Origin of the sequence: Paraburkholderia fungorum (genome assembly GCF_900099835.1) — a bacterium.
GTDB classification, from domain to species: domain Bacteria; phylum Pseudomonadota; class Gammaproteobacteria; order Burkholderiales; family Burkholderiaceae; genus Paraburkholderia; species Paraburkholderia fungorum_A.
In genome coordinates, this window is the sequence record NZ_FNKP01000003.1 from 531,286 (window position 1) to 556,093 (window position 24,808).

21 protein-coding genes and 1 riboswitch are annotated in these 24,808 nt (G+C 61.1%); of the genes, 12 read left to right on the forward strand and 9 right to left on the reverse strand.

What is annotated here, in order from left to right:
- Positions 1–41 precede the first annotated feature (41 nt).
- Positions 42–668: a TetR/AcrR family transcriptional regulator gene (locus BLS41_RS31670; RefSeq protein ID WP_074771633.1), complete on the reverse strand. Its 627-nt coding sequence runs from the start codon at positions 666–668 to the stop codon at positions 42–44.
- A gap of 168 nt (positions 669–836) precedes the next feature.
- Here BLS41_RS31670 and BLS41_RS31675 point away from each other — a divergent pair, with 168 nt between their 5' ends.
- Entirely contained in the window at positions 837–1,142 is a 306-nt protein-coding gene (locus BLS41_RS31675) for an H-NS histone family protein (RefSeq protein WP_074771634.1), read from the forward strand.
- A gap of 55 nt (positions 1,143–1,197) precedes the next feature.
- Here the strand turns inward: BLS41_RS31675 and BLS41_RS31680 are convergent, their stop codons facing one another.
- Both BLS41_RS31680 and BLS41_RS31685 read right to left on the reverse strand, forming a co-directional pair.
- A complete protein-coding gene (locus tag BLS41_RS31680) occupies positions 1,198–2,289 on the reverse strand; it encodes an alpha/beta fold hydrolase (protein WP_074771635.1) in 1,092 nt (363 codons plus the stop codon).
- A gap of 269 nt (positions 2,290–2,558) precedes the next feature.
- Entirely contained in the window at positions 2,559–4,112 is a 1,554-nt protein-coding gene (locus BLS41_RS31685) for a methyl-accepting chemotaxis protein (protein WP_074771636.1), read from the reverse strand.
- A 272-nt stretch (positions 4,113–4,384) separates the two neighbouring features.
- Here BLS41_RS31685 and BLS41_RS31690 point away from each other — a divergent pair, with 272 nt between their 5' ends.
- A complete protein-coding gene (locus tag BLS41_RS31690; protein ID WP_074771637.1) occupies positions 4,385–5,593 on the forward strand; it encodes a cytochrome P450 in 1,209 nt (402 codons plus the stop codon).
- A gap of 6 nt (positions 5,594–5,599) precedes the next feature.
- Here BLS41_RS31690 and BLS41_RS31695 read toward each other — a convergent pair whose 3' ends face one another.
- On the reverse strand, positions 5,600–6,868 hold the full coding sequence (locus BLS41_RS31695; protein ID WP_074771638.1) for a condensation domain-containing protein: 1,269 nt from the start codon (positions 6,866–6,868) through the stop codon (positions 5,600–5,602).
- 416 nt (positions 6,869–7,284) lie between these two features.
- On the opposite strand from BLS41_RS31695, the gene BLS41_RS31700 reads away from it, so the two are divergent.
- Positions 7,285–7,521, forward strand: coding sequence for a DUF4148 domain-containing protein (locus BLS41_RS31700; RefSeq protein ID WP_074771639.1), 237 nt, complete (start codon positions 7,285–7,287; stop codon positions 7,519–7,521).
- A gap of 370 nt (positions 7,522–7,891) precedes the next feature.
- Positions 7,892–9,583, forward strand: a complete 1,692-nt coding sequence (locus tag BLS41_RS31705; protein ID WP_074771640.1) for an FAD-dependent oxidoreductase — start codon at positions 7,892–7,894, stop codon at positions 9,581–9,583.
- 56 nt (positions 9,584–9,639) lie between these two features.
- On the opposite strand, the gene BLS41_RS31710 is transcribed toward BLS41_RS31705, so the two are convergent.
- Both BLS41_RS31710 and BLS41_RS31715 read right to left on the reverse strand, forming a co-directional pair.
- On the reverse strand, positions 9,640–11,406 hold the full coding sequence (locus BLS41_RS31710) for a cytochrome c biogenesis protein DipZ (RefSeq protein WP_074773250.1): 1,767 nt from the start codon (positions 11,404–11,406) through the stop codon (positions 9,640–9,642).
- 219 nt (positions 11,407–11,625) lie between these two features.
- Positions 11,626–12,804: an MFS transporter gene (locus tag BLS41_RS31715; protein WP_074771641.1), complete on the reverse strand. Its 1,179-nt coding sequence runs from the start codon at positions 12,802–12,804 to the stop codon at positions 11,626–11,628.
- A 198-nt stretch (positions 12,805–13,002) separates the two neighbouring features.
- Between BLS41_RS31715 and BLS41_RS31720 the strand changes: the two genes are divergently transcribed.
- From BLS41_RS31720 to uca, 7 genes are all read left to right on the forward strand, one after another.
- Entirely contained in the window at positions 13,003–13,824 is an 822-nt protein-coding gene (locus BLS41_RS31720) for an META and DUF4377 domain-containing protein (RefSeq protein WP_074771642.1), read from the forward strand.
- A 210-nt stretch (positions 13,825–14,034) separates the two neighbouring features.
- Positions 14,035–14,143, forward strand: a riboswitch (guanidine-I (ykkC/yxkD leader).
- A 58-nt stretch (positions 14,144–14,201) separates the two neighbouring features.
- The gene (locus BLS41_RS31725) at positions 14,202–15,269 is read left to right on the forward strand and encodes a putative urea ABC transporter substrate-binding protein (protein ID WP_074771643.1); all 1,068 of its coding nucleotides are present in this window, start codon (positions 14,202–14,204) and stop codon (positions 15,267–15,269) included.
- Between the two features lie 43 nt (positions 15,270–15,312).
- On the forward strand, positions 15,313–16,128 hold the full coding sequence (locus BLS41_RS31730; RefSeq protein WP_074771644.1) for an ABC transporter permease: 816 nt from the start codon (positions 15,313–15,315) through the stop codon (positions 16,126–16,128).
- Entirely contained in the window at positions 16,125–16,916 is a 792-nt protein-coding gene (locus tag BLS41_RS31735; protein WP_074771645.1) for an ABC transporter ATP-binding protein, read from the forward strand. The genes BLS41_RS31730 and BLS41_RS31735 overlap by 4 nt, the downstream gene beginning before the upstream one ends.
- Before the next feature lie 11 nt (positions 16,917–16,927).
- Positions 16,928–17,632 carry an urea amidolyase associated protein UAAP1 gene (locus BLS41_RS31740; RefSeq protein WP_074771646.1) on the forward strand — a complete coding sequence of 235 codons (705 nt, stop codon included), beginning with the start codon at positions 16,928–16,930 and terminating at the stop codon, positions 17,630–17,632.
- Between the two features lie 16 nt (positions 17,633–17,648).
- Positions 17,649–18,290 (forward strand): urea amidolyase associated protein UAAP2, encoded by a 642-nt coding sequence (locus BLS41_RS31745; RefSeq protein WP_074771647.1) that lies wholly within the window; start codon positions 17,649–17,651, stop codon positions 18,288–18,290.
- Positions 18,291–18,481: 191 nt separating this feature from the next.
- Positions 18,482–22,105 carry an urea carboxylase gene (gene uca, locus BLS41_RS31750; RefSeq protein WP_074771648.1) on the forward strand — a complete coding sequence of 1,208 codons (3,624 nt, stop codon included), beginning with the start codon at positions 18,482–18,484 and terminating at the stop codon, positions 22,103–22,105.
- Positions 22,106–22,163: 58 nt separating this feature from the next.
- Here the strand turns inward: uca and BLS41_RS31755 are convergent, their stop codons facing one another.
- Together BLS41_RS31755 and BLS41_RS31760 are read right to left on the reverse strand one after the other, a co-directional pair.
- Entirely contained in the window at positions 22,164–22,580 is a 417-nt protein-coding gene (locus BLS41_RS31755; RefSeq protein WP_074771649.1) for a VOC family protein, read from the reverse strand.
- The gene (locus BLS41_RS31760) at positions 22,564–23,121 is read right to left on the reverse strand and encodes a helix-turn-helix domain-containing protein (RefSeq protein WP_074771650.1); all 558 of its coding nucleotides are present in this window, start codon (positions 23,119–23,121) and stop codon (positions 22,564–22,566) included. The genes BLS41_RS31755 and BLS41_RS31760 overlap by 17 nt, the downstream gene beginning before the upstream one ends.
- A 199-nt stretch (positions 23,122–23,320) precedes the next feature.
- Here BLS41_RS31760 and BLS41_RS31765 point away from each other — a divergent pair, with 199 nt between their 5' ends.
- Positions 23,321–23,563: a hypothetical protein gene (locus BLS41_RS31765; RefSeq protein WP_074771651.1), complete on the forward strand. Its 243-nt coding sequence runs from the start codon at positions 23,321–23,323 to the stop codon at positions 23,561–23,563.
- Positions 23,564–23,577: 14 nt separating this feature from the next.
- On the opposite strand, the gene BLS41_RS31770 is transcribed toward BLS41_RS31765, so the two are convergent.
- Positions 23,578–24,495 carry a LysR family transcriptional regulator gene (locus BLS41_RS31770; RefSeq protein WP_074771652.1) on the reverse strand — a complete coding sequence of 306 codons (918 nt, stop codon included), beginning with the start codon at positions 24,493–24,495 and terminating at the stop codon, positions 23,578–23,580.
- Between the last annotated feature and the right edge of the window lie 313 nt (positions 24,496–24,808).

Below are 24,808 nucleotides of genomic sequence, written 5' to 3' on the forward strand. Positions count from 1 at the left end.
TTTCCGTTGTGACGCATGAGGCCGCCCCCGTTAGCGCGGCCTCACCCCACCCGCTCGGCCGACGCAACCAAACCGCGCAAGAACACCATCATCATTCGCCCGACCGGCACGTTGGCGACCGCCGACCGCTGTAACGCCAACCCATGCGCCAGCCCCATGAACGAAGTCGCCAGTAACGCCGGCGACTCCGGGGGCACCCGCCCCAGCCGCGCGAAAAGCTGCTCGAAGAACCTCGCCAGCCCTTCGCGATGCGCGCTCCACAGCGCCTGAGACGCCACCGCAAACGCGGGATTGCGGCTCGCGTGAAGCTCCAGCTCAACCGCCAGGACCGACCAGTCGGGGTCGCTGTCCAGCGATTGCGACCAGACATCCAGCGTGTTCAGAATGTCGTCCGTGGACGCATTCGAGTTTCCAAGCAGGTGCGCCAGCCCCGACACCTCCGAACTCGCCCGCTGCCGCATCAACTCGAGAAACAACGTTTCCTTATCGGCGAAATTCGAATAAAAGCCGCCTTGCGAATAACCGGCTTCCGTCGCGATATCCCGAAGCGACGTGGCGCCGAACCCCTTCCGTACGAACAAACGCTTCGCCGCATCGAGAAGATGGCCGCGAGTTTGTAGCCGGCTTTCTTCGCGAGTCAGCCGTGGAGGTTTGGTCGATGAATTCATGAAGCGCAGAATATCAGTTGAAATCTAAATTTCAACTGATATTATTACGACTTCATTTCATATTTCACTTGATATGTGAAGTGGGAGCGCATCAACGTACTACCGCATTCTCTTGAACGAAACGACCGCTGCGTGAAAGGCCCGGTCGTGTAATACGGAAAAGACAGCATGAGCAGCCGGATTGCGACGCTTAAGCAGCAACTCGCACAACTCGATAAGCAGATTGAATCCGCATGGCGGGATGAGCAGCATGCGGCAATCGAACATATTCGCCAGGTCATGAACTTTTTCAAGCTCGTCCCGAATGAGTTACGGGTGGACCGGCGCGGTACCTATAACACCAGGCCTGTCACGATGAAATATCGGGACCCGGTAAGCGGGGCGACCTGGAGCGGTCGCGGACGGGCGCCTTCGTGGATTAAAAATCGCGACTATGCCGATTTTTTAATCGAGCGTTCAAAGAAAGCGGCTTAAAAGTAGCGCCACATTTAAATGTGAGCGCTACACGATCCATTAAAGCCGCATTAGCTCAATGTTGAGCCAGTAACTCGCTCACATACTGCTTCCAGACTTCGGGGTGAGTCTGCGTCTGATGCCCATACGAATGCGCCGTTTCCGGCACTTCGACGAACCGTCCATTTGCGACGGCCGGTATCAGGCGCTGCATCACATCGAGATCGACGGCATTAAGCAGGTCGTCGTCGAAATTGACGGCAAGCACGCGCGCGCGAATCCGGTTCAATTGCGCGGTCGGGTTGTAGTCATACGACGAATCGAACCAGTACAGCACGTCGTTGGCGTCGCTTTTGCGGGCCTGCTCGACCAGATTGTCATAGAGGTCGGTGGCGGTCTTGCGATCCGGCGCCTGCGCCTGCAAACGGGCCGGATTGCCGGTGAGCACGGCGAACAGCGGCATCACGCGAAGCCATTGAACCGGCTCGGCCGCGTAGTCGCCGTTGTGCCAGTCGGGATCGTTGCGGATCGCGCCGATCACCATCTGCCGCCATAGCCAGTTGCGCCCGGCAATGGCAATCGGCTGACTCACCACGGGCATCAGCGCGTCGGCCATGTCGGGATAGCGCTCGCCCCACATCCACGTTTGCATGCCGCCCATCGAAACGCCGAGCACCAGCCGTAAGTGCGTCACGTGCAATCCGTCGACCAGCAATTGATGGTTGGCTTCCACCACGTCGGTGTAGCCATAGCGCGGAAAGCGCGTGCGCAGGCCGTCGCTCGGCTTGCTGGAACCGCCGCGCCCCAGACCATCGGGGATCACGACGAAATAGCGTTGCGCGTCGAGCGGTTGGCCAGGTGCGTAAAGCTCGCGGCGCATGAGCGGCGTCAGGAATTCCTGGCTGCTGCTGGTCGTGCCATGCATCAGCAACACCGCATTGTCGATACGACCATGGGCATCCCGATGCGGCGTACCGATCGTCACATAGTGAATGCGCACGTCCGGCAACACCGTACCGTCGGAAAACTGGAAGTCGTGCGCGACGAAGTCAGCCGACAGTTCCGGTGCGGCTGACTGGGCGGCTTCGCTTGCATAAGCGGTGTCGATACCGGCGGCCGCCGCGATGCAAAGACCGAAAGCCGCTTGCAGCAATCTGGATTTAAGCATGTTCCTTTCTGGGCCCGTGTTGGGAAGTGGTCGATGGAAAGCGCCATGTCATCCGACGAAGCGCGCTGCACATTGCATCACACTTAGCGAGACCATTGCGCCGGCGAATACGTTATCCGATACCGTGATGCGCGCTTTTTTAACCAGCAATCGCTAGCGCAAAAAATAAAGCGCGAGCCGCAACGCAAATTTGCGTCGCCTGCTCGCGCAACGAAACAACGGGCCGTTCGCATTCGACACGTCCGCCGGACAGATCCATGAGATCGAAATTAGCGGGCGCCGACCTTGAAAACCGAGACCACATCGCGCAGCCCCTGCGCCTGAGTCGCCATCGAGTGCGCCGCCGCCGAAGCCTCCTCGACAAGCGCCGCATTCTGCTGGGTCACCTGGTCCATCTGATTGACGGCCGTGTTGACCTGGCCGATACCCGTGCTCTGCTCTTCCGAAGCCGATGCAATTTCCTGCAGGATATCGTTCACCCGCTTCACCGCGCCAACGATTTCTTCGATCGTGCCGCCGGCCTCCTGAACCAGCTTCGAGCCGGTGTCGACGCGTGACACCGCTTCGCCGATAAGTCCGCGAATTTCACCCGCAGCCGTTGCAACGCGTTGAGCCAGCACCCGCACTTCGGACGCCACCACCGCGAATCCACGGCCCTGCTCGCCCGCGCGCGCAGCTTCGACGGCCGCATTCAGCGCCAGAATATTGGTCTGGAATGCAATGCCTTCGATCACGCTGATGATCTCGGCCATATTGGCGGAGCTTTCCGAGATTTCATTCATCGTGCCGACCACGCGTCCGACCACATCGCCGCCGCGCTGCGCCGTATCGGACGCGGTGCCCGCCAGCAAGGTCGCCTGCTTCGCGTTGTCCGCGTTCTGGCGAACGGTCGCGGTCAATTGCTCCATGCTCGAAGCCGTTTCTTCGAGCGACGCCGCCTGCTGCTCTGTGCGTTGCGACAGATCGGTATTGCCAGCCGCGATTTCCTGCGCAGCCGTATTGATGTTGCCCGCGTTCTCCCGGACCACGCTAATGGTCTCAATCAGCTTGCCCTGCATGGTTTGCAGGCCGCTCATCAACTGACCCATCTCGTCCTGCGAGCGGACCTCGACGCGCGTGGTCAGATCGCCGTTGGCAATGGCCGTGAAATGCGTGAGCGCTTCTTCGAGCGGCTGGCCGATCGCGCGTTGCAGCGAGCGCCATGCAAGCGCGGCGGCAGCCAGCGCGAAAGCGATGCCTGCCAATGCAATGCCGACGAACCACTGAAAGCGCGTTTGCGCCTGCAGATAAATCTCGCGCGCCACTTTCGCCTGCTTCGCCTGCAACGCGTCGATACCGGCGGTCACGTCGATGTATTGCGCCGACGACGCATTGAGCACGGCGTCCCTGATCCGGGTCGCGTCACCGCTGCTGACAGCCTGAAAAATCGGATCGAGGCCGACCGTGACGAGGCTTTCGAGTTTCTGAGTCAACTCGTTGGCCTGGCGTTCTTCGTCGGCATCCGCGAACGGCAATGCGCGATAAGCAGCCCAACTCTTCTTCGAGCGATCGAGCAACGCGCGGGCATTCTGCGCATATTGAGGAACGCTGGATGCGCCCGGGTCGATAGCGATACGGAACAGCCACAGACGCGTTCTCGCCAGCGCCACGCTGGCGTCGCCGAGTGCAACCGACGAACCGAGCTGATTCGAGTAAAGGCTCTTGACGTTGTCGTTACTCATCAGGACACCGCCAATGCCCATTGCCCCGCCAACAATCAGCAGCAAACCGAGAAAGCTCATCGCCAGCGCAAGGCGGGCGCGAATCGTAATGTTCTTGAACATGATGTCAGGAAAGTGTGATTCCCGTCGGCGTCCCATGGATATTGGAATCTTGTAACGGGCAATAAGGCTGCCGGAGCGAAGTCCGTAAGCGCCAGCTATATGTCTCCACGCTGGTTTACGGCTTGCGGGCAATGAAACTTAAGGCTGTTGACCGGGTGATTCCGCAATCGAAATATTTCGCCGGTAATGGAATAGACCGGCCTGTCAGGTGTTATGGCAGTTGCAACCGGTTTCGCCATCCGTCAACTGTCTTACAGGAATGTGATTGTCCGATGAACTTCGCTAATTTCTCGTCCCCCGAATTTTTCGCCGACCCTTATCCGCTCTATGAAAAAGTGCGCGAAGCCGGCGCGCTGCTGCCAGTAGGCCCCAACGCAATGGTCACCGGCCGGTTTGAAATCATCGATACATTGCTGCGTGACCGGCGCATGGGCAAAACCTATCTCCAAAGCGTACGCGCACGTTATGGCGAGGCCGCGACCCAGTACCCCGTATTTCAGGCACTGAGCCGCACCTTTCTGATGATGAATCCGCCCGCTCATACGAAGTTACGCACGCTTCTCATGAAGGCTTTCAACGCGCGACAAATTGAAAAGCTCAGAGACGTGGTAGCGATGACGAGTCGCGATCTTCTCGACCGGATCGGCAACGCGTCCGAATTCGATTTGATAAGCGACTACGCTCTGCCGTTGCCGGTGGACATCATCTGTCGTCTGCTGGATATTCCGTCTTCGCATGGCAACGAACTAGGCATTGCGGCCAGCCGTCTCGTCGCTGCGTTCGATCTCGCACCGCTCGACGAAACCTCACTGGCCTCCGCAAACGAAGCCGCGCTTACGCTCGAACGATATTTTCAGAAGGTGGTCGAGCAGCGCCGCATTACTCCGGGCGACGACATCATTTCTTCGCTGACCAGCGTCGAAGACGAAGGCGCTACGCTCAGCGACGACGAGATCGTTTCGAATGTGATTCTGTTGTTCATTGCGGGACATGAAACGACATCGAACATGATCGGCAATTCAATGGTCGCACTGTTTCGTCAACCAGTTCAACTCGATGCACTCAAGCGCGACCTCGCGTCGATCCCGAAGGCGGTCGTCGAGTGCATGCGTTACGACACGTCGATACAGATGGTGGTACGCACGGCGCTCGAAGAAGTCGTTATTCACGATGTGACGCTTGCGCCCGGCACGATTGTGTTCATGTTGATCGGCGCAGCGAATCGCGATCCGGCTGTGTTCTCGCATCCTGATCAACTTGTTTTCGATCGCGGCGACAACGTGCCGTCGCTCGCATTCGGCGGCGGCATTCACTATTGTCTCGGAGCGCGGCTGGCACAGCTTGAAATGGAAGTGGCAATTGCCGATCTTCTCGATCGCTTTCCTGATATGCAACCGGTCGATCTGGATCAGTTGAAATGGCATCCGCGCAATAATCTGCGCGGCGTGCAGTCGCTGCGGATCAATACCGCAGCGACTTGAGCCTTTTTAGGCGGTCACGGCAGCTTCGAGAACTGCCCGGACTTCATCGAGAAGTCCGGGCAACGCGGCAAAGCTCACATGCGTAAGACGGAGCATGCCGTCGATAGTACATAGACCGATGATCTGGTCATCCGCGAAACCCGACGTGACGATGGGCCCCCATAGCGCTTTCAGCGTCAAACCGTTGTACGACGAAGCGATGGGTTGATTACCCAGGTTCGACAATAGAACGTCGAAGGCCAGCACAGCCGACAGAAATCCCGCCGCGTGCTGCACGCTCGGTCTCGCCGACATCGCGGCGTTCAGCGCTTTCAGTTCTGCCGCCACGGTAGCGCGTGTCTGCGATGGCGAGAGATCCCGTTTGATCTTGCGGGCCGCATGCCAGAACGACCTGCTGTCGATATGATCGGCGACCGTTATGGTCTGCGTAATATACACGCCGTTAGCGGTACCCACTTCATCGGCGAGGTAACGCACGTCGATTGGCGTCACGGTTCGCACCGGCCGCGCGCGCCATTCAGGCGACAGACGACGCCCCGCTTCATTTACTGCGGCCGCCATTGCGCCGTGCACTGTCGTCTGTTCGATACGGGCTCGCGCGATGAGTTGCTGCGTCAACTGCGCGGTGAGAGCGAGCGCGTCGATCTGCGGCGTCTCTGTGCCGCCTGCGCGAAATGGCTTGGGCATAGGAGCCAATGGCGCGGGAGGCAAATCGACAGCAGACTTCATATCGCTTGCCAGCACATCTTCTAACGAATGAACCAGTTGCAATGAGGAGCGCGACTCGCCCGTTAGCGCGAGCAATAGATCTTCGATCAGATACGCGCCGCCCATTCCGTCCAGCACCGAATGATGCGCAGCCAGAATCAATGTCGAGCCCTGCTCACCCTGCAATATCGTTGCACGCAGCAATGGAGCACGCGACCAGTCGAAAGGAGTGGCGATTTCTCGCGCAACTTCTGCTTGCCATGACGTTGCGCTCTGCTCGACCAGGCGCAGCGGAACCTCTGTATCGGGCTGACCATAGAACGCGGTATTCATCCGCTCGTCACTGCCGATATAAGTCGACAGCAGCGGGTGCCTTCTTTGCGCTGCACGAAAGGCGCGTTGCCATGCTTCGCGCGAAAAAACCTGGTCGATCTCGGCGACCATCGCGAAGTGCGTCGGACGGTTTTGATCGAGTAGCCAGAACAGGTGTTCTGTACTACCGAGATCGCGTACGCGTGTCTGATCGTCTTCGTTGACGCCGTCTATTTCCTGTAGATGAGTCTGCACTACGGTACTCCGGGATGGGATAACTGCCTGTTCGTATGGAGCCGTGAATCGCATTCACGCAATGCCCGATTTTGGGTACGCGTCGATGCATCGGCCGGCTATTCGTGATCTGCGCTGTGTCGCGACAACGACCAACGCATATGGCATTGCAGCATCCCCATGTATCCCGTTTGTGTCCGCAAAAATGGCTTTTGCAAACTTGTGTATCCGGCCATTTCGCGTTGATCGACGGGACGGATTTGTGTCTCTCTGTGTACACGGTCTGCGTGAATACACAGTATTGCAATATCCCTTTGCGCAGACACAGGCCAGATACTTCCGCGAGTTTAAATGCATCCAACGACGGAATCCTGCTCAGTCAGACATTGGATGCCCGGACGGATTCTTTCCTCTCGAATTGATTAAGGAGTATGAAAATGAAAGTCTCGATGATCGCTTTGACCTTCGCTGCGTGTGTAACGACTGTCTCCGCTTTTGCATCCAGTCCCGTCGATGCAAATGTCGCGAGTTCCAACGCTCGACAAACGTCGCAATGGGTCCCGTCTCAGGCCGCTGTGCATGCGAAGACACGCGCCGAAGTCCGTCAGGAACTGGCGCGCGCACAACAGGACGGCCAGCTTGCGGCGCTCAACAAGCTCTATCAAGGTAGTTGATCTCGGGTTTCACCCGTAGTGCCAGGATCGGGCGATCTCATAGCAGCATTGCCCGGTCCGTATCACTGACAAATCGTCATTCAATGTTTCTACCGCCGTCCCGCGGCGACCAATACCTTCGTCTGTATTGACCACGAAACCGGCGAACGGCATCATATCCGGCAGCGATTCCTGCGGCCTCTACCGTCTATCTCGGGACATCCGTCGACGCTTTGTCGACTCTTGCCGACTCATTCACACGAGATCTTCTTTCAAGTCGAAGCGCTCCCAGATGAAGGGACGGTCTCGCCGTGCGGAAGCACGCGGGCCTGCGCAAAGAGAAGCGGCCCGCAGCGAATTCAACCGACGTGCAAGCAAGCAAAGGTACCCGATGACTCCCGACTCAGGCAGCAAACACGCATCGGCGCCGCGCTTTCCTGCGTTGCAGGGCGCATCCCGCGATCATCTCTATCCGCGCTTCGACGCTGCGCAGATCGACAGAATGCGGCGCTTCGGCACGATCGAACATTGGCGCGCAGGCGACGCGATGTTTCGCACGGGTCAAGCCGGTCTCGGCATGCGCGTGCTAATCCGCGGGCAAGCGAGATTGACGCGACGCGATGGCCTGGGCCGCTCGCGGATCATCGCCGAATTGAGCGACGGACAGTTTCTCGGCGAAGTGGCTCAACTGACCGGCAAACCCGCGCTCGCGGACGGCCTCGCGCTAACCGACGTCGAAGCGCTGATGATCCCGCCGGAGCAGATTCGCACGATGCTGGTGGCCGAGGCGCAGATCGGCGAAACGATCATGCGGTCCATCATGCTGCGTCGTTTCGGCCTGATACAGGACGGCGGCGGACCGGTCCTGATCGGACCCGCAAGCGACATGAATCTGATCGCGCTCGAAGGATTGCTACATCGGCTGAGTCATCCGTATTCGGTGGTCGATCCTGAAGCCGATCCTGAAGCACGCCTGCTTCTCGACAGTCTGGACGGATGGGCCAACGAGTACCCCGTCGTGATGCTCGCGGACGGCACCTTGCTGCGTCAACCGAGCCCGCGTGAATTAGCCGCGAGGCTCGGCATCCTGCTGAAAATCGACACGGCCCGCACTTATGACGTCGCCGTGGTCGGCGCAGGGCCGGCAGGACTCGCTGCAGCGGTGTACGCTGCATCTGAAGGCCTGTCGGTCATCGTCTTTGACGGACACGGTCCCGGCGGACAAGCTGGTGCAAGCGCGCGCATCGAAAACTATCTCGGCTTTCCGACCGGCGTATCGGGTCACGAACTGGCGGCCAACGCGTTCGTGCAGGCAGTGAAATTCGGTGCGGAGATCATCATGCCCGCCCGCGTCCGCACGCTCGACTGCGCACAGACGCCGCGTCAACTGGTGCTCGAAGACGGGCAGCGCATCGCCGCCCATACCGTCGTCATTGCAACGGGCGCGGCGTATCGACGGCCCGCCATCGCCGGGCTCGATGAAGTGAACGGCTGCGGCGTCCACTACTGGGCGTCGTCTGTTGAAGGCCGTTTGTGCCGGGGAACCGAGGTGGTGCTCATAGGCGGTGGCAATTCCGCGGGACAGGCTGCGGTATTTCTCGCGTCGCATGCGAGCCGCGTGCATCTGCTGATTCGCGGCGCCGATCTCGCCAGGAGCATGTCGCGTTATCTGATCGACCGGATTGCATCGCTCGACAATGTGGTGCTGCACGCGCAAACAGTCGTCACAGCCGTGACACGCGATCAATGGGGACTCGACTCCGTCGTCTGCGAGACACCCGGCGGTGAGCAGTGCATCGAAACGCGGCATCTCTTCCTGTTCACCGGAGCCGCTCCCAATACGCAGTGGCTGCATGATTGCAGCGTCGAGATCGACGAAAAGGGTTTTGTCAAAACGGGCTACATGTCGGGCGTATTGCCTGAAACCGCGTGCTTCGCGTTGCAGACCAACGTGCCCGGCGTGTTCGCTATTGGCGATACGCGCGCGGCGTCGGCTAAACGCGTGGCTGCTGCTGTCGGCGATGGCGCGGCGGTCGTGTCCGAGATTCATCAGTTTTTGTCGTCGTCGGCGAATACGGCTTGAGGGTCGAGTTGGCGCGGCATAAGTACATGTTTTTTGCAGCGCCACCCACAGTTCTCTTAACCAAACGTAAAGCTGAATACCTTCGCGCCCGGATCGAGGAATTCGATTTCGAACGTCCTGTCGGCCACCTCACCACGCTGACGCACCAGTTGATACAAACGCGCACTCGTCACCGTACCCGTGCCGTCGCTCGCGACGTCCTCGCCGTGCGCGGCACCCGGCGGCGCTCCGTCAATCGTGATCCTGAATCGCACCGGCTTGCCATCCGTTGCCGGAGCGAGCACCAGATGCAGATCGCGTGCGTGGAAACGATAGGCGATGCGACCGTGCTGCACGGTTGGCTCCGCAAATTCGCCGCCTATGTTCCACTGCCCCGAAAGCGCCCAGCTATTCAACGACAATTGCGTGGGCAACGTGTAAGCCGCTGCGTTATCGGACTGCACAGCTTGTGGGGACGCAAAACCCTGCGCCTGCCGGTAACCCACATACGTCTCGTCTGAGCCGATGTCCGACGGATCAGCCGCCGCTTGCGAACCGTTCGCCAGCACCGGCTTCGGATCGACAGCAGGCATCGCACGGCCGTTGTCCGCCAGCAGTTGCTGGATTGCCTGCTCCGCTTCGCGGTAGTTGCCTTCGCCGAAGTGCTGATACCGGATACGGCCTTGCGCATCGACGATATAGAACGCGGGCCAGTACTGATTGCCGAACGCCTGCCAGATACGGTAGTCGTTATCGACCGCGACCGGGTAGTGGATTTTCAGATCGTCCAGCGCGCGGCGCACGTTCGCCGTGTCGTGCTCGAAGCCGAACTCGGGCGTGTGCACGCCGACCACGACGAGACCGTCATCGCGATAACGATCCGCCCATGTCTTCAGATACGGCAACGTGCGCAGACAGTTGATGCACGAGTAAGTCCAGAAGTTGACCACCACCACTTTGCCGCGCAATGCATCGCGGGAAAGCGGCGCGCTGTTCAGCCAGGTCGTCGCGCCGTCGAACGATGGCAGGCGGCCCTGAACCGGCAACGCATCCGGATGGGAAGCGCTCAGCGACACGCGCATGATCGGCGATGCGGGCCGCGCCCTCAACACCGGCTCGTTCGATTCGAGCAAACCGACCAGCCGGCTCTCGATTCCATTCGTCGGCGCACCTGGCACATGCGCGAGAATCTGCGTGTCGACACCCAGCGAAATCGCCGCGACCGTGAGCAGCACGAGCGCGCCCATCGCGCGACGCACTCCTTCGCCGATGCCGAACGAGCGCTTGAGAAAATCCAGCGAACGCTTGCCGAGACCCGACACCACCGCCAGCGAACACGCGGCACCCAGCGCATAGGCGGCGAGCGCCGCGCCGGTCTGCCAGGTCGCGCCATGCAACGCGGCACCGGTCAGGATCAGGCCGAGAACCGGTCCCGCACACGGCGCCCACAGCAAGCCCGTCGCGGCACCGAGCAGGACTGCTGCGCCGATCCGGCGCGTCGTTCGCTGGTCTTGCGAATGGGTGACGAAGCGCTCGGCAAGCGCCGACAGCGGACGCGAGAGGCGCGTGGCAATCGACGGAAACAGCAGCGCCGCGCCGAACAGCGCGAAGAGTGCGAGCGAGATCCAGCGGCCGTACTGGCTCAATTGCGCCGCGCCGCTCAGACCGGCCGCGCCGAGTCCCGTCACCAGGGTGAAGGTGCCGGCGAGGCCGAGCAGCAGCGGGAGGCGGTCGGTTGCGAACGGCCGGTCGGAGCGCGCGAAAACGAACGGGACGACCGGCAGAATGCACGGGCTCAGCACGGTGAACACGCCGCCCATGAATGCAATGACGATGAGTAACATGAGGTCGATGTTGAAACAGTAGACAGTGGACGGACCGGCGTCGAACGCCGGGCGGCAACGGCACGTCAAGCTATGTGCTGTATTCCACCGCCCTCATGTATCGCAGTGATGTCGCGAATCGCGGCGCGTGCAACGCTATGTATCGGTTGCAGCGGGAGATACATGGGGATACAAACTACGCGGGGTTATTACGCGCCTGTTAATAGAGCGCCACCGTATTCACGCTTTCGACAGCGCCTTGACCCCGCGCCTGTCCTGCATGATCGCCAGCATCAGCGCCGCGAGTCCGCATGCGGCGATCAGCGCGACCAGTGCGTCCCGGCCCATGTGAACCAGTACCCATCCGCCGATCGCCGGAAAGCCGAAGGTGCCGATGAAGTACGCGACGACAAACCACGTCAACGCGGCCGGCCGGTGCATTTCCGCGGAATCGTTGACCGCCTGGGTCTGGATAGTCGGATAGACGAGCCCGTAACCGGTTCCGAGCAGGATCGCGCTGGCCGGATGGAACATCGCGTTATAAGGCACCGCCGAGACCGCCGCGACGCCGAGCAGCATCATCACGAGCAGCACCTTTGTTGCGACCTCGCGATGAAGCCGGATCACGACGCGCGCAAGCAACCAGCGCGCCGCCACGACCGTGACCGCATAGACGCTGAAAAACGTGCCCGCCTGCAAACCGGTGCCTTGCACGAGCGACATCTGGAAAGTCATCAGGCCGGAAAAAACGCACGCGCACAGAGAGATCATGACGATCGGATACGCGGCGCGCGTGCGGGAAATAGCGCCGAATTCGCGCAGCCATCTTTCCTGTACCGGCGACGCAGGCAACGCTGATGAACGCGGCGAAATCCGGCCAAAGGTTTCCAGCAACAGCGCCGCTACTCCGCACAATCCGCCGATCACCAACAGCACGCTAGTCAGCGGCCAGCGCAGCGAATGAATGGCGAATGCGGCGACCGCCGGGCATCCGCCGATACCGGCCATCTGCACCGTGCCAAAGCGCATGAACCACGCGCCGCGCTCGGCGTCGCTGGTGCGCTCGGCAAGCGACATCGGCGCGGCCAGACAGAACGCGCCCCAACCCAAACCCACCAGAAAACCGGGGAAAAAGCTGAACGGACTGATTCGTTCGATCAGCGCGAAACCGGTGACCCCTGCGCCGATGCACAACGCCGCGAGCGCCATGGTTCGCGCAGCCCCGATGCGCTGTGCAAACCAGCCGACCAGCAGAACACCAACGAGTGTGCCGAGCGTGGCTTCCGCGAGTGCCAGGCCAGTGTCGATATCGCTGCCGCCAAGCGAGTTGAAATGCATCGACAGGAAAAACGTCGCTCCGTACCCGCCCGCCGCGAACAAGGTGCCGATTAGCACAAACAGAGAGTTGAATAGGCGCATGGTGAAGTTCGAATGATCGGGTGAAGATCGCGCGATGGTCGAATGAAATATTATGCCCGGAAAACAGGGCTCAAATGCTTGCGGGGATAACACCCGCAGTCGCGCCGACGTGATTCAAACCGTCATTCAACGTCCTATACAATCAGGAGTTCATCGAAACGCCACCTCTATTACCCACTCATTCAACGGAGGTACGACGTGAAATTCCGCCTGCTCCTGCTGCCGCTCGCCCTTGCCGCCTGTGCGCAGGCACCCGAAGCGACCGGCCCTGCCCCTTCGACAACAACTACAACCACCGCACCGGCGAATGCGTCGCCAGCGGCCGGCGGCAGCAAGCTCGTCCAGTACCACTGGCAACTCACCAACGCGACCGACAGCAACGGCAACCGCATCGACGCTTTGTTCGTCCGCGAAGACAAACCCGTGCAACTCGACTTCAGTCCCGACCGGTTGAATGTAGTCAACAGTTGCAACAGCATGGGAGCCGGCTACACGATCAGGAAAGGCCAGCTGCAAATAGGCTCGATGGTGAGCACCATGATGGCCTGCCGCGAGCCCGCCCTCGCCGCGCTCGACAACGCCATCTCGCAACGCCTGCAAGGCACCTCGAGCGTCAGCATGCTGGCAGGAGGTAACACGCCGCACCTTCAGTTAGTCACGGCCACTGGCGACACGTTGAACTTCACCGGCACGGCCACGGCTCAAACCCGCTTCGGCGGCCCCGGCGAAACCGCTTTCCTTGAAGTCGCCGCACAAACCACGCCATGCAATCATCCATTGATGCCGGACAAACAGTGCCTGCAGGTGCGCGAAATTCATTACGACGAGCATGGCCTGCCGACCGGAACGCCCGGCGCATGGCAGCCGCTGAATCAGGATATCGAGGGTTATACGCATACACCGGGCATCCGCAATGTGCTGCGCGTGAAGCGCTATACCGTCGCCAATCCGCCCGCTGACGGATCGTCCATTGCTTATGTGCTGGACCTCGTGGTCGAGTCGGAGAAGGTTCAGCAATGAGCATCACGCCGCGACACACGTCCTTCGGGTTCGCGCCCCAACAGGTGCCATCGCGCACCATAAGCGGGCGCGAACACGCCGTCTGATCGCATGCCGGTGCTCTGTCAAACCGGCAATCACCCACCAGATGGGCGTCACATCACTGGCACGCTTCTCGCTTTTTGTAAAAGCAGGAGCCGGCGCAACAACCGGTTTAAGTAGTCACAATTTGCAATGGACGGCTAGGGTTCCGGTCCGCATCGCCTCGGCGATGCGGATGCTGGTCCGAGAGCTGTCGACCTCAGGCGAGGTTACACGGCGGGACAAAAGCCCGGGAGAGAACGCGATTCGTCGCGCCGCTCCTACCGTCGATAACCCGCCATCTCGAGGTCAACCTCATGCGCAAGTTCCGCCTGTTCGCTGCCGCAGCCGCCGCTCTCTCCATTCTCGCCTCCACTCCGACATTCGCCGCCGGGCGCACCGACTTCAAAGTCTGCTGGACGATCTACGCCGGCTGGATGCCGTGGGGCGAAGCGAAAACCCAGGGCATCGTGTCTAAATGGGCCAAGAAATACGGCATCAACGTCGATGTCGTGCAACTGAACGACTACGTCGAATCAATCAACCAGTACACGGCGGGCAAGTTCGACGGCTGCGCGATGACCAACATGGACGCGCTGACCATTCCCGCGACCGGCGGCGTCGATTCGACCGCGCTGATCATCAGCGACTACTCGAACGGTAACGACGGTGTACTGATCAAAGGCAACGGCAAGAAAGTGGCCGACCTCAAGGGTCAATCGGTCAATCTCGTCCAGTTCTCCGTGTCGCACTATCTGCTGGCTCGCGCGCTGGAATCCGCGGGACTGAGCGAGCGCGACCTGAAGGTCGTCAATACGTCTGACGCCGATATCTCCGCCGCATTCGAAACACCGTCGGTCAGAGATGCCGTCACGTGGAACCCCATGCTCGCCGATCTGAAAGCGAAGCCGAACGTCACTGAAGTGTTTGATTCGAGCAAGATTCCCGGCGAGATCATGGACATGATGGTCGTCAACACGAAGACGCTCCAGGAGAACCCCGCACTCGGCAAGGCGCTAACCGGCGCATGGTTCGAAATGGTCGCGCTGATGCACGCGAACAATGCCGGCAGTACAACCGCGTTGACGTCGATGGCGAAGGCCTCGGGCACCGATCTCGCAGGCTTCAAGGGCCAGCTCTCGACCACCGCACTCTTCTACACGCCGAAAGCCGCCCTCGATTTCGCGACCAGCCCGACGCTGCCGCAAACCATGACACGCGTGGCGAAGTTCTCGTTCGATCACGGCCTGCTCGGACAAGGTGCGCCCGACGCAAACGCGGTCGGCATGGCATTCGATAAGGGCGTCATTGTCGGCAGCAAAAGCAATGTGAAGCTGCGTTTCGATCCGACGTACGTGCGCCTCGCCGCAGACGGCAAGCTCTGATCGCCGGCTCCCGGAACGTTTCTGAATCACGAGGCGGTCAGCCATGCGACTCATCAACCGACACCCAACGCGCAGCGGCGCGCTGATGCTTCTTCTCATGCCGTTCATCGTGCTGATAGCGGTTTATTTCACGGGTTCGTCGCTGCGGCTCGCGGCGAACGCCGACGACAAACTGCTGCCCAGCGCGACGCAAATGAGCGAAGCGGTCAAACAGTTCGCGTTCACCGAGGACAAGCGCACCGGCGAGCATCTGCTGTGGGTCGACACCGTCTCAAGTTTGCGGCGGCTCGGCATCGGGCTCGTGGTGAGCGCGGCGATTGCGCTGATATTCGGCCTGGTGACGGGCAGCATTCCGCTCGTCACGGCCACGTTATCGCCGTTCATCACCGTGATGTCGATGATCCCGCCGCTCGCGGTGCTGCCGATTCTGTTCATCGTATTTGGGCTCGACGAACTGTCGAAAGTGGTGCTGATCGTGATCGGCATTACACCGATGATGATCCGCGATCTGCAGCAACGCGCGCGCGAAATCCCGAATGAATTGTGGGTGAAAGCGCAAACGCTCGGCGCCACGAGCTGGACGTTGATGCTGCGCGTGATCGTGCCGCAACTGTTGCCGCGTCTGCTGGTCGCGCTGCGTCTGTCGTTGTGTTCCGCGTGGCTGTTCCTGATCGCCGCTGAAGCGATTGCTTCGACCGACGGCCTCGGCTACCGCATCTTCCTGGTACGCCGTTATCTCGCGATGGACGTAATCCTGCCTTACGTCATGTGGATCACGCTGCTCGCCTGGCTGATGGACGAAGCGTTGCGGCGGCTGACGACGTGGGCGTTTCCCTGGTACGGCGGAGGCTCGCGATGATCGAAGTTCGCAACGTCTGGAAAGAATACGGCGAACAGGTCGTGCTCGAACGGTTGAACCTGACCATTGCCCAAGGCGAGTTCTGTTCGATGGTCGGCGCGTCGGGTTGCGGCAAGTCGACGTTTCTGCGGCTGCTGCTTGGTCAGGAACGCGTCACGCGCGGCGAGATTCTGCTCGACGGCCAGCCGCTGCCGGGTGAACCGGACGCGCATCGCGGCGTGGTGTTTCAGCGCTATTCGGTATTCGAGCATCTGAGCGTGATGCGCAACGTGCTGCTCGGACTCGAATTGCCGCACGCGAAATTCACCGGACGGCTGTTCGGCGCGCGCCGCCGCGCCGCGCAAGACCAGGCTGTCGCGATGCTGGAGCGCGTGGGCCTCGGTGCCGCGCTCGACAAGTATCCGCATCAACTGTCGGGCGGCATGCAGCAACGTCTGGCGATCGCGCAAGCGCTGGTGATGAAGCCGCGCGTGCTGCTGCTCGATGAACCGTTCGGCGCGCTCGACCCCGGCATCCGCAAAGACATGCAGGATCTGCTGCTCGATTTGTGGCGCGAAACCGGCCTGACGATTTTCATGGTCACGCATGATCTGAAGGAGGGCTTTGCGCTCGGCAGCCGCGTGCTGGTGTTCGACAAGGTGCGCGTGGACCCGCAGGCGCCGCACGCTTACGGCGCGCGTATTACCTACAACATCCCACTCGACCACAGCCGCGCCAGTGCGTCGTCCCTTCACATGGCACAGGCCGTGGTGAAAGGCGCGTCGCGCGCCGACGTGGTCCCGGCATAAGGAGACTCGATATGACTCTGCTACTGGAAGAAAACGTCCCTGGCGGCGGACACACATCGCTGATCGTCAAGCGCGGACAATCGCTGCGTATTACCGATTTGCGCGGCGGCGCCAACGTCAGCGTGATGATGGTCAACGCCAGCGAGAAAAGCGAACGCCTCAATCTGCCCGACACGCTCAAGTGCCAGCACACCGCCAAACTCACTGCAGGCCATTGCCTGTACTCGGACATGGGCCGCGTGCTCGCCGCCATCGTCGCCGATACATGCGGCTGGCACGACACGCTCACAGGCGTGTCGAATGCGGAAGAAGTTTTCGACAAATACGGCGCGGGCCGTTATCAGGAACTGCGCAATGCGTTCTTTCGCAACGGCACCGACAACCTGCTGGTGGAACTCGGCAAATGGGGACTCGGGCTGCCCGATCTGTTGATGACGCTGAACCTGTTCAGCCGCGTCGACGTCACCGAAGCAGGCGCGCTCAATTTCGTGCCGGGCAATTCGATGGCCGGCGACTACGTCGAACTGTACGCGCCAATGAACACGCTGATCGTATTGACCGCGATTCAGCATCCGCTCGACCCGTCTGCCGAATATGCCCCGAAGCCCGTCAAGCTCGCGTTGAGCGCAGCCGACCCGCAGGTCGCCGAACTGTGCCGCACGTCATGCGACGAAAACATGCGCGGCTTCATCAACACCGAACGCTTCTTTCTCTGAACGGGACGCACGTCACATGACTACAACGCTCACTGAAAGCACCCGAAATCCCGCCGACGCAATCTTTCGTGAAACGCTGGCCGCAGGCGAACCGTGGCTCAAGGAAGTAAAAGCGGGCCAGACACTGCGCATTCACGACCTCGAAGGCAACCAGGCCGTCGATACGCTGTTCTACAGCGTCGCCGATCCGCGCGAGCGCTACGACGCGCAACGCACTTTACGCCGTCAACAAAGCCTTTATCTGACGACGGGGACCGTGCTGTACTCGAACCTCGGCCGCCCGATGCTGACTATCGTCGCCGATACGTGTGGGCGTCACGACACGCTCGGCGGCGCATGCGCGCAGGAAAGCAACACCGTGCGTTATGCGCTGGAAAAGCGCTACATGCATAGCTGCCGCGATAACTACCTGCGTGCCTGCGCGCACGACGGACGTCTGACGAAACGCGACATAAACGCGAACGTCAATTTCTTCATGAACGTGCCGGTTACCGCGAGCGGCGGCCTGACATTCGAAGACGGCATTTCCGCGCCCGGCAAGTATGTGGAAATGCGCGCGGAGATGGACGTGATCGTGCTGATCTCGAACTGCCCGCAACTGAACAACCCGTGCAACGCGTACAACCCGACCCCGGCGGAGCTGTTGATATGGAACTGAGCACCTTGCGCGACTGGATCTACGACGTATTGCGAGTGCGTGCCGAACGTCATTGGCGGATACAACGCGTTGACCCGCGCAAGTAGCCACGCGTCGAACGCCGCATAGCGATCATCACCCTTGCCGTGGACGACCACGGCACGCATGCCCACGTGGCGGGACGGCCCGCCCACGCCTTAAAACGCTCACTCATGTTCGACAAAGTCCTGATTGCCAATCGTGGCGCGATTGCGTGCCGCATCCTGCGTACGCTGCGTGAACTCGATGTCGCGGGGATCGCTGTATTCAGCGAAGCCGATCGCGCGAGTTTGCATGTGAGTCAGGCGTCGTCCGCTCATTGCCTCGGCGAAGGCGCGGCGGGCGCGACCTATCTCGACATCGGCAAGATTCTCGATATCGCGCGCGCCGAAGGGGTGCAGGCGATCCATCCGGGTTACGGCTTTCTATCGGAAAACGCGGCGTTTGCCGATGCATGCGAGACGGCCGGCATTGCGTTCATCGGACCGACGCCCGAACAGTTGCGCACGTTCGGCCTCAAGCACACAGCGCGCGCGATCGCTGCGACCCAGGGCGTGCCGATGCTCGAAGGCACCGGCTTGCTCGACGATGTCGCCGCCGCACTGGACGCGGCGCAGCGCATCGGCTTTCCGGTGATGCTCAAAAGCACGGCGGGCGGTGGCGGCATCGGCATGCGCGTGTGCAATTCGGCCGACGATCTGGCCGCGCATTTCGATGTAGTGAAGCGACTCGGGCAGAACAATTTCAGCGATGCGGGCGTGTTCCTCGAAAAATATATCGAGCTTGCACGGCATCTCGAAGTGCAGGTTTTCGGCGACGGTCAGGGCGACGCAATCGCACTGGGCGTGCGCGACTGTTCCGTGCAACGGCGCAACCAGAAAGTACTTGAGGAAACGCCTGCTCCAAACCTGCCCGACGGCATGGCCGATGCGCTTTGCGAAGCGGCAATAAAGCTGGCGAAAGCGGTAAATTATCGCTCGGCAGGTACTGTCGAGTTCGTCTACGACAGTCTCGCGCAGCGCTTCTATTTTCTCGAAGTGAACACGCGTTTGCAGGTCGAGCACGGTGTGACCGAACAGGTGTGGGGCGTCGATCTCGTCCGCTGGATGATCGAACTGGCCGCCGGTACTCTCGCCCCACTCGCGACGCTCGCACGGCACTTGCAACCCTCGGGCCATGCAATCCAGGCGCGGCTCTACGCGGAAGACCCGGGCCGCGACTTCAAACCTAGCCCAGGTCTTTTGACGGATGTCGCGTTTCCTGTCGCCGATGGCCGCGCGCTGCGTATCGACAAATGGATCGAAGCCGGCTGCGAAGTGCCGCCCTATTTCGACCCGATGCTCGCGAAGCTGATCGCGTGGTCGCCGACCCGCGACGAAGCACGTCACGCGCTCGACGGCGCGCTCGCTGCAACGAGACTCTACGGTGTCGAGACGAATCGCGACTATCTGCGTCAGATCATCGACGACACGCCGTTTGCGAACGGCGAGCCGTGGACGCGTTGCCTCGACAACCTGCGCTACCGCGCGACCACCGTCGAAGTATTGAGTGGCGGCACACAAACGACGGTGCAGGACTATCCGGGGCGGCTCGGCTACTGGGCGGTCGGCATTCCTCCCTCGGGCCCGATGGACGACCGCGCGCTGCGCCTCGGCAACCGCCTGCTGGGCAACGACTCCGGCGCAGCAGGCTTCGAAATCACGATGAGCGGCCCGACGCTGCGCTTCAACACCGACGCGGTCGTGGCGATCACCGGCGCGACGCTGCCGGTTACGCTGAACGGCGGCGTTCAGCCGATGAACACCGCGCTGTATATCGCGGCCGGTTCGACGCTCGAACTCGGCACGATACGCGGCGCAGGGGCGCGCGCGTATCTGTGCGTGCGCGGTGGACTCGATGTTGCGCAGTATCTGGGCAGTCGCAGCACGTTCACGCTGGGCCAGTTTGGCGGACATGGCGGCCGCGCATTGCGCGCGGGGGACGTGCTGCATCTTCATCCGCTTGCCGAACATAATGCCGGTGAAGCATTGCCCGCGATACTCACGCCGCCTTTGCAGGCAGTTCGCGTGCTGCGCGTGATTTACGGCCCGCATGGCGCACCGGAGTACTTCAGCGCCGCGTATATCGACCGCTTTCTCGCGACCGAATGGGAGATTCATTTCAATTCGAGCCGCACCGGTGTGCGCCTCATCGGGCCGAAGCCCGAATGGACGCGCGAAGACGGTGGCGAAGCGGGTTTGCATCCGTCGAACATTCATGACAATCCGTACGCAGTCGGTGCAATCGATTTCACCGGCGACATGCCCGTGATACTCGGCCCCGATGGTCCAAGCCTGGGTGGCTTCGTCTGCCCGGTGACGATCATCGAGGCGGATCTGTGGCAGATCGGTCAGTTGAAGGCCGGCGACAAGGTGCGCTTCACCCCCGTCGATATCGCAACGGCCCGCGCCGCCGCGCAAGCCCGCAATATCGAAACGGCCACGCTCGAAGCACAGGCCGCCGCTGCGCCGCTCGCTGCTGACAGTGTTAGCGCGACGCCCGCGTTGATATCGCCGATCGTGCTGGACATTGGCACCGACCGCGAGCGACTCGTCGCGCGACTTTCCGGCGACACGCATCTGCTGCTCGAAATCGGCCCCGCCGAACTCGACCTCGTATTGCGCTTTCGCGGGCATGCGTTGATGCAATCGCTCGAAGCGCTCGACATCGACGGCGTAACGGATCTGACGCCGGGCATCCGTTCGCTGCAGATTCACTATCGGCCGGAACGTCTGCCGCTCGCCACGTTGCTCGCGACAATCGAAACCACATGGCAACGCGTGTTGTTGCAGCAGGATTTGCGCGTGCCGTCGCGCATCGTGCATTTGCCGCTGTCGTGGGAAGACCCCGCGTGCCAGCTCGCAATCGATAAATACATGACCACCGTGCGCAAGGATGCGCCCTGGTGTCCGAGCAATCTGGAGTTCATTCGCCGGATCAACGATCTCGATTCGATCGATGCCGTGAAGCGCATCGTGTTCGATGCAAGCTATCTGGTGATGGGTCTCGGCGACGTTTATCTCGGCGCGCCGGTCGCGACACCGCTCGATCCACGTCACCGGCTCGTCACCACCAAGTACAACCCCGCGCGCACATGGACCGCAGAAAACTCGGTGGGCATCGGCGGCGCTTATCTGTGCGTGTACGGCATGGAGGGACCAGGCGGATATCAGTTTGTCGGCCGCACGCTGCAGATGTGGAATCGCTACAGGAAGACGGCGGACTTCGCGGGCCGTCCGTATCTGCTGCGTTTTTTCGATCAGATCCGCTTCTACGAGGTCCCCGCCGATGAGCTTTTGCGCATACGTAGCGACTTTCCGCTGGGCCGCTATCCGCTACGTATCGAAGAAACCGAACTGTCGTTATCGGACTATCAGGATTTTCTGGAGCGGGAAGCTGACGGCATCGACGGTTTTCGCATACGGCAACAAGCCGCGTTCCAGGCCGAACGGCAACGCTGGCATGAAGCCGGGACCGTCGAAGAAACTCTGGAACAACCCGTCGCCATCGAGACCGGCACAGCACCGCTCGACGATCACCAGGTCGCGGTGGACAGCGAGATTGCAGGCAATCTCTGGCAGGTCCACGTGAATCCCGGTGCAACCGTCGCGGCGGGCGACGTGCTGCTCGTCATCGAGTCGATGAAGATGGAAATCTCGGTGACGGCCCCCTGCGCAGGGGTGATCGACGAAGTGCATGTCGCGCCTGGCTCGCCGGTGCGGGCGGGCCAACGCGTGGTCGTGATAGCGCGCGCGTGATATCGACGCGCGCACCTTGAGGCCGGCTGCGATGCACCATGCAGCCGGCCGATCGTGCTTACGCTTTATCCGGCCCGGCCTGAATCATCTTCCAGCCGTTACCCGCCGGGTCGCGGAAACCGGCGTCGATGCTGCCGTACCGCTCGACCGGCTCCTGTGTGAATTCCACGCCATCGGCCTTCAGCCTCGCGTAAGTCGCGCGGCAGTCGGACACCGCGAGGACAAGCGGCGGCATCGCACCTTTGGCGACCATCGCGCGCAAAGTCTGCGCGGTAGACTCGTCGTGGATCGGCGGCCCCGGCGTGAACAGGCCCAGCTGAAACGACGGCTGATCCGGGTGCTGGACCGTCAACCACCGGTAGGCACCGTTGCGCACGTCCGTGTGCACGCGGAATCCGAGTTTGTCGACGTAAAACACGAGCGCTTCGTCCTGGTTGTCGACGTACAGGCCCACTACGCTAATGCCCTGGTTCATCACGCTTTCTCCCTGGTTGTGGAGTCGGCAATGTACCTTTCGCCACGCGGCGCCGCTTCTCCAAAACTGCGATGGTGAGGTCCGGGCGCTGCGCGGCCTTCAGCACGCAGGCAGGTACACGGTCGAGTTGCTGCATGGCGGCACGCGCTTCTCGGCGCATCGCGCTCGGGCTTCGGCCGGTAATGTCGCGGAAGATGCGGCCAAAGGTGCCCAGGCTTTCCCAACCGGTAGCGAACGCGATGTCAGTGATGCTCAGGTCGGTGTCGCGCAGCAGGGTGTTCGCCTGTTCGATGCGACGTGTCAGCAAATAGCGATGCGGCGGGACGCCAAAAGCTCGTTTGAACGAGCGCGCGAAATGGGCCTCGGAGACGCCGCTGACCGAAGCAAGCCGCTCGACAGGCCAGGCCTCGTGCGACGCAGCATCCATGCGATCTTTGGCGCGCAGAAGACGACGCAGCAGGACTGGGTCCAGCAATTGATCGGCCTCGGCCGTTGCAGCGGACGGCTGACTACCGGCGGTTGACGAAGTTGATGATGTCATTGGGGGGAATCTGGGAGGGCGACTGAAGGCCGTGTTTCCAGATCGCGGATAACGCTGTTTATAGGTGCCCATAGCGGATGGCGCACGTGTAAAAGTGGGCATGACGACATGGGTGTTGTAAAGGCGACGCACGATTCGTTGCCAGAGTTCGCTGGAGTTCAACCATAATGGCAAAAACATCGCCGGAGCTCATCCCATCATGAAGTCCCGTTGCCTTGCCGCAGTTCTCGCCGTTCTCGCCACTGGCTGCACAACGACTCCGGCGAGTTATCAGCAGGCAACCGATTCAGGGACCTACGTCCTGCACAGTCCGGGTCGTTCACCGTATGCCGACTCTGCGTCAAGACCACCGAGACTCACGGTCGGCACCAGCTATCCAGACACGCAACTCATTCTGCCCTGGTTCCTCAACGACGTAATCGACTTCGTGAACTACCGCTAGTGTCGTCGGCGCAGTCAGGGGATTTCCTTTCGATCCCAGGGCGGTTCGTCGCCGAACGCTTCGGTCAGGTAATCGACAAACCGGCGCACCTTGAGAGGTATGCGCTGCGCGCTCGGATAAACCGCCTGAATCGTCAGATTCGCCGCGTGATAAGCCGGCAGTAGAACCACCAGCTCACCCCGTCGAAGATGCTCGCCGAACACGAAGGTCGGACCATACGCAATGCCCGCGCCCGCAAGGGCGGCGGCCAGAAGCATCTGCGTATTGTTGGCTGCCATCCGGCAGGGTCCGTCAATGACGTGCGCGCGGTTCTCCGCGTCGAGCAAGGTCCAGTCGCCGGCCGACACGGCTTCGCTAAACGCAAGCCGCTGCGCAAGCCGCAAGTCTTCCGGCTTGCGCGGCGTGCCATGGCGCGCGAGATAGGCGGGAGACGCGCACACCACCATCCGGCAAGGCGCGAGTCTGCGGGTCACCAGTGCCGGGTCCTCCAGCCGTCCGACGCGGATAGCGACATCGACGCCCGTGTCGATGAGGTCGACATAGCGGTCGCCAAGCAGCACTTCCACGTTGACTTGCGGATGGTCCTCCAGATAGCGCGCCACCACTCCGCCAAGGTGCATCGCGCCGAACGTCACCGGTGCCGCGACACGCAGCACGCCGCGCGCGGTGCCTTGCGAATCGCTCGCTTCGCGGGTTGCCTCGTCGAAGGCTTCCAGAATCCGCTTGCTGCGTTCGTAGTAAGTCTGGCCGGTATCGGTCAGGCTCAGGCGCCTCGTGGTGCGCTGAAGTAGCCGCGCATTCAGTTCGGTCTCAAGGGCGCTCACGTGCTTGCCCGCCATCGCTGCCGATAATCCGAAGCGACGCGCCGCTGCAGCAAAGCTGCCTTCCTCGACGGCGGCGACGAATACTCCAAGGCTGGTGAGCCGGTCCATTCTTATTTCCCCATTCGATAATTGGATTATCGACTCAAAACACTATTTCGCCAATTATCAAACCGGGGAATTGAATCTACGATTCGGGTATCAGCTCAAGGTCTATTGACCCGGAATTGGATATCAGGCGGAACGGTACGCGGATTCATGTCACGCGAAGTGGCTGCGGCGACCTGGCGCGGGTGCGCCTGCACCACCACGGCGGTTCGTCGCACATGAGCAGCGCAGCCATGCAGGCGATGGGACCGCGTCGCGACGATGGATGGCGGCTGCAAATCTCGACTCCGCGTGGACCGAACTGACCGGCGCTACA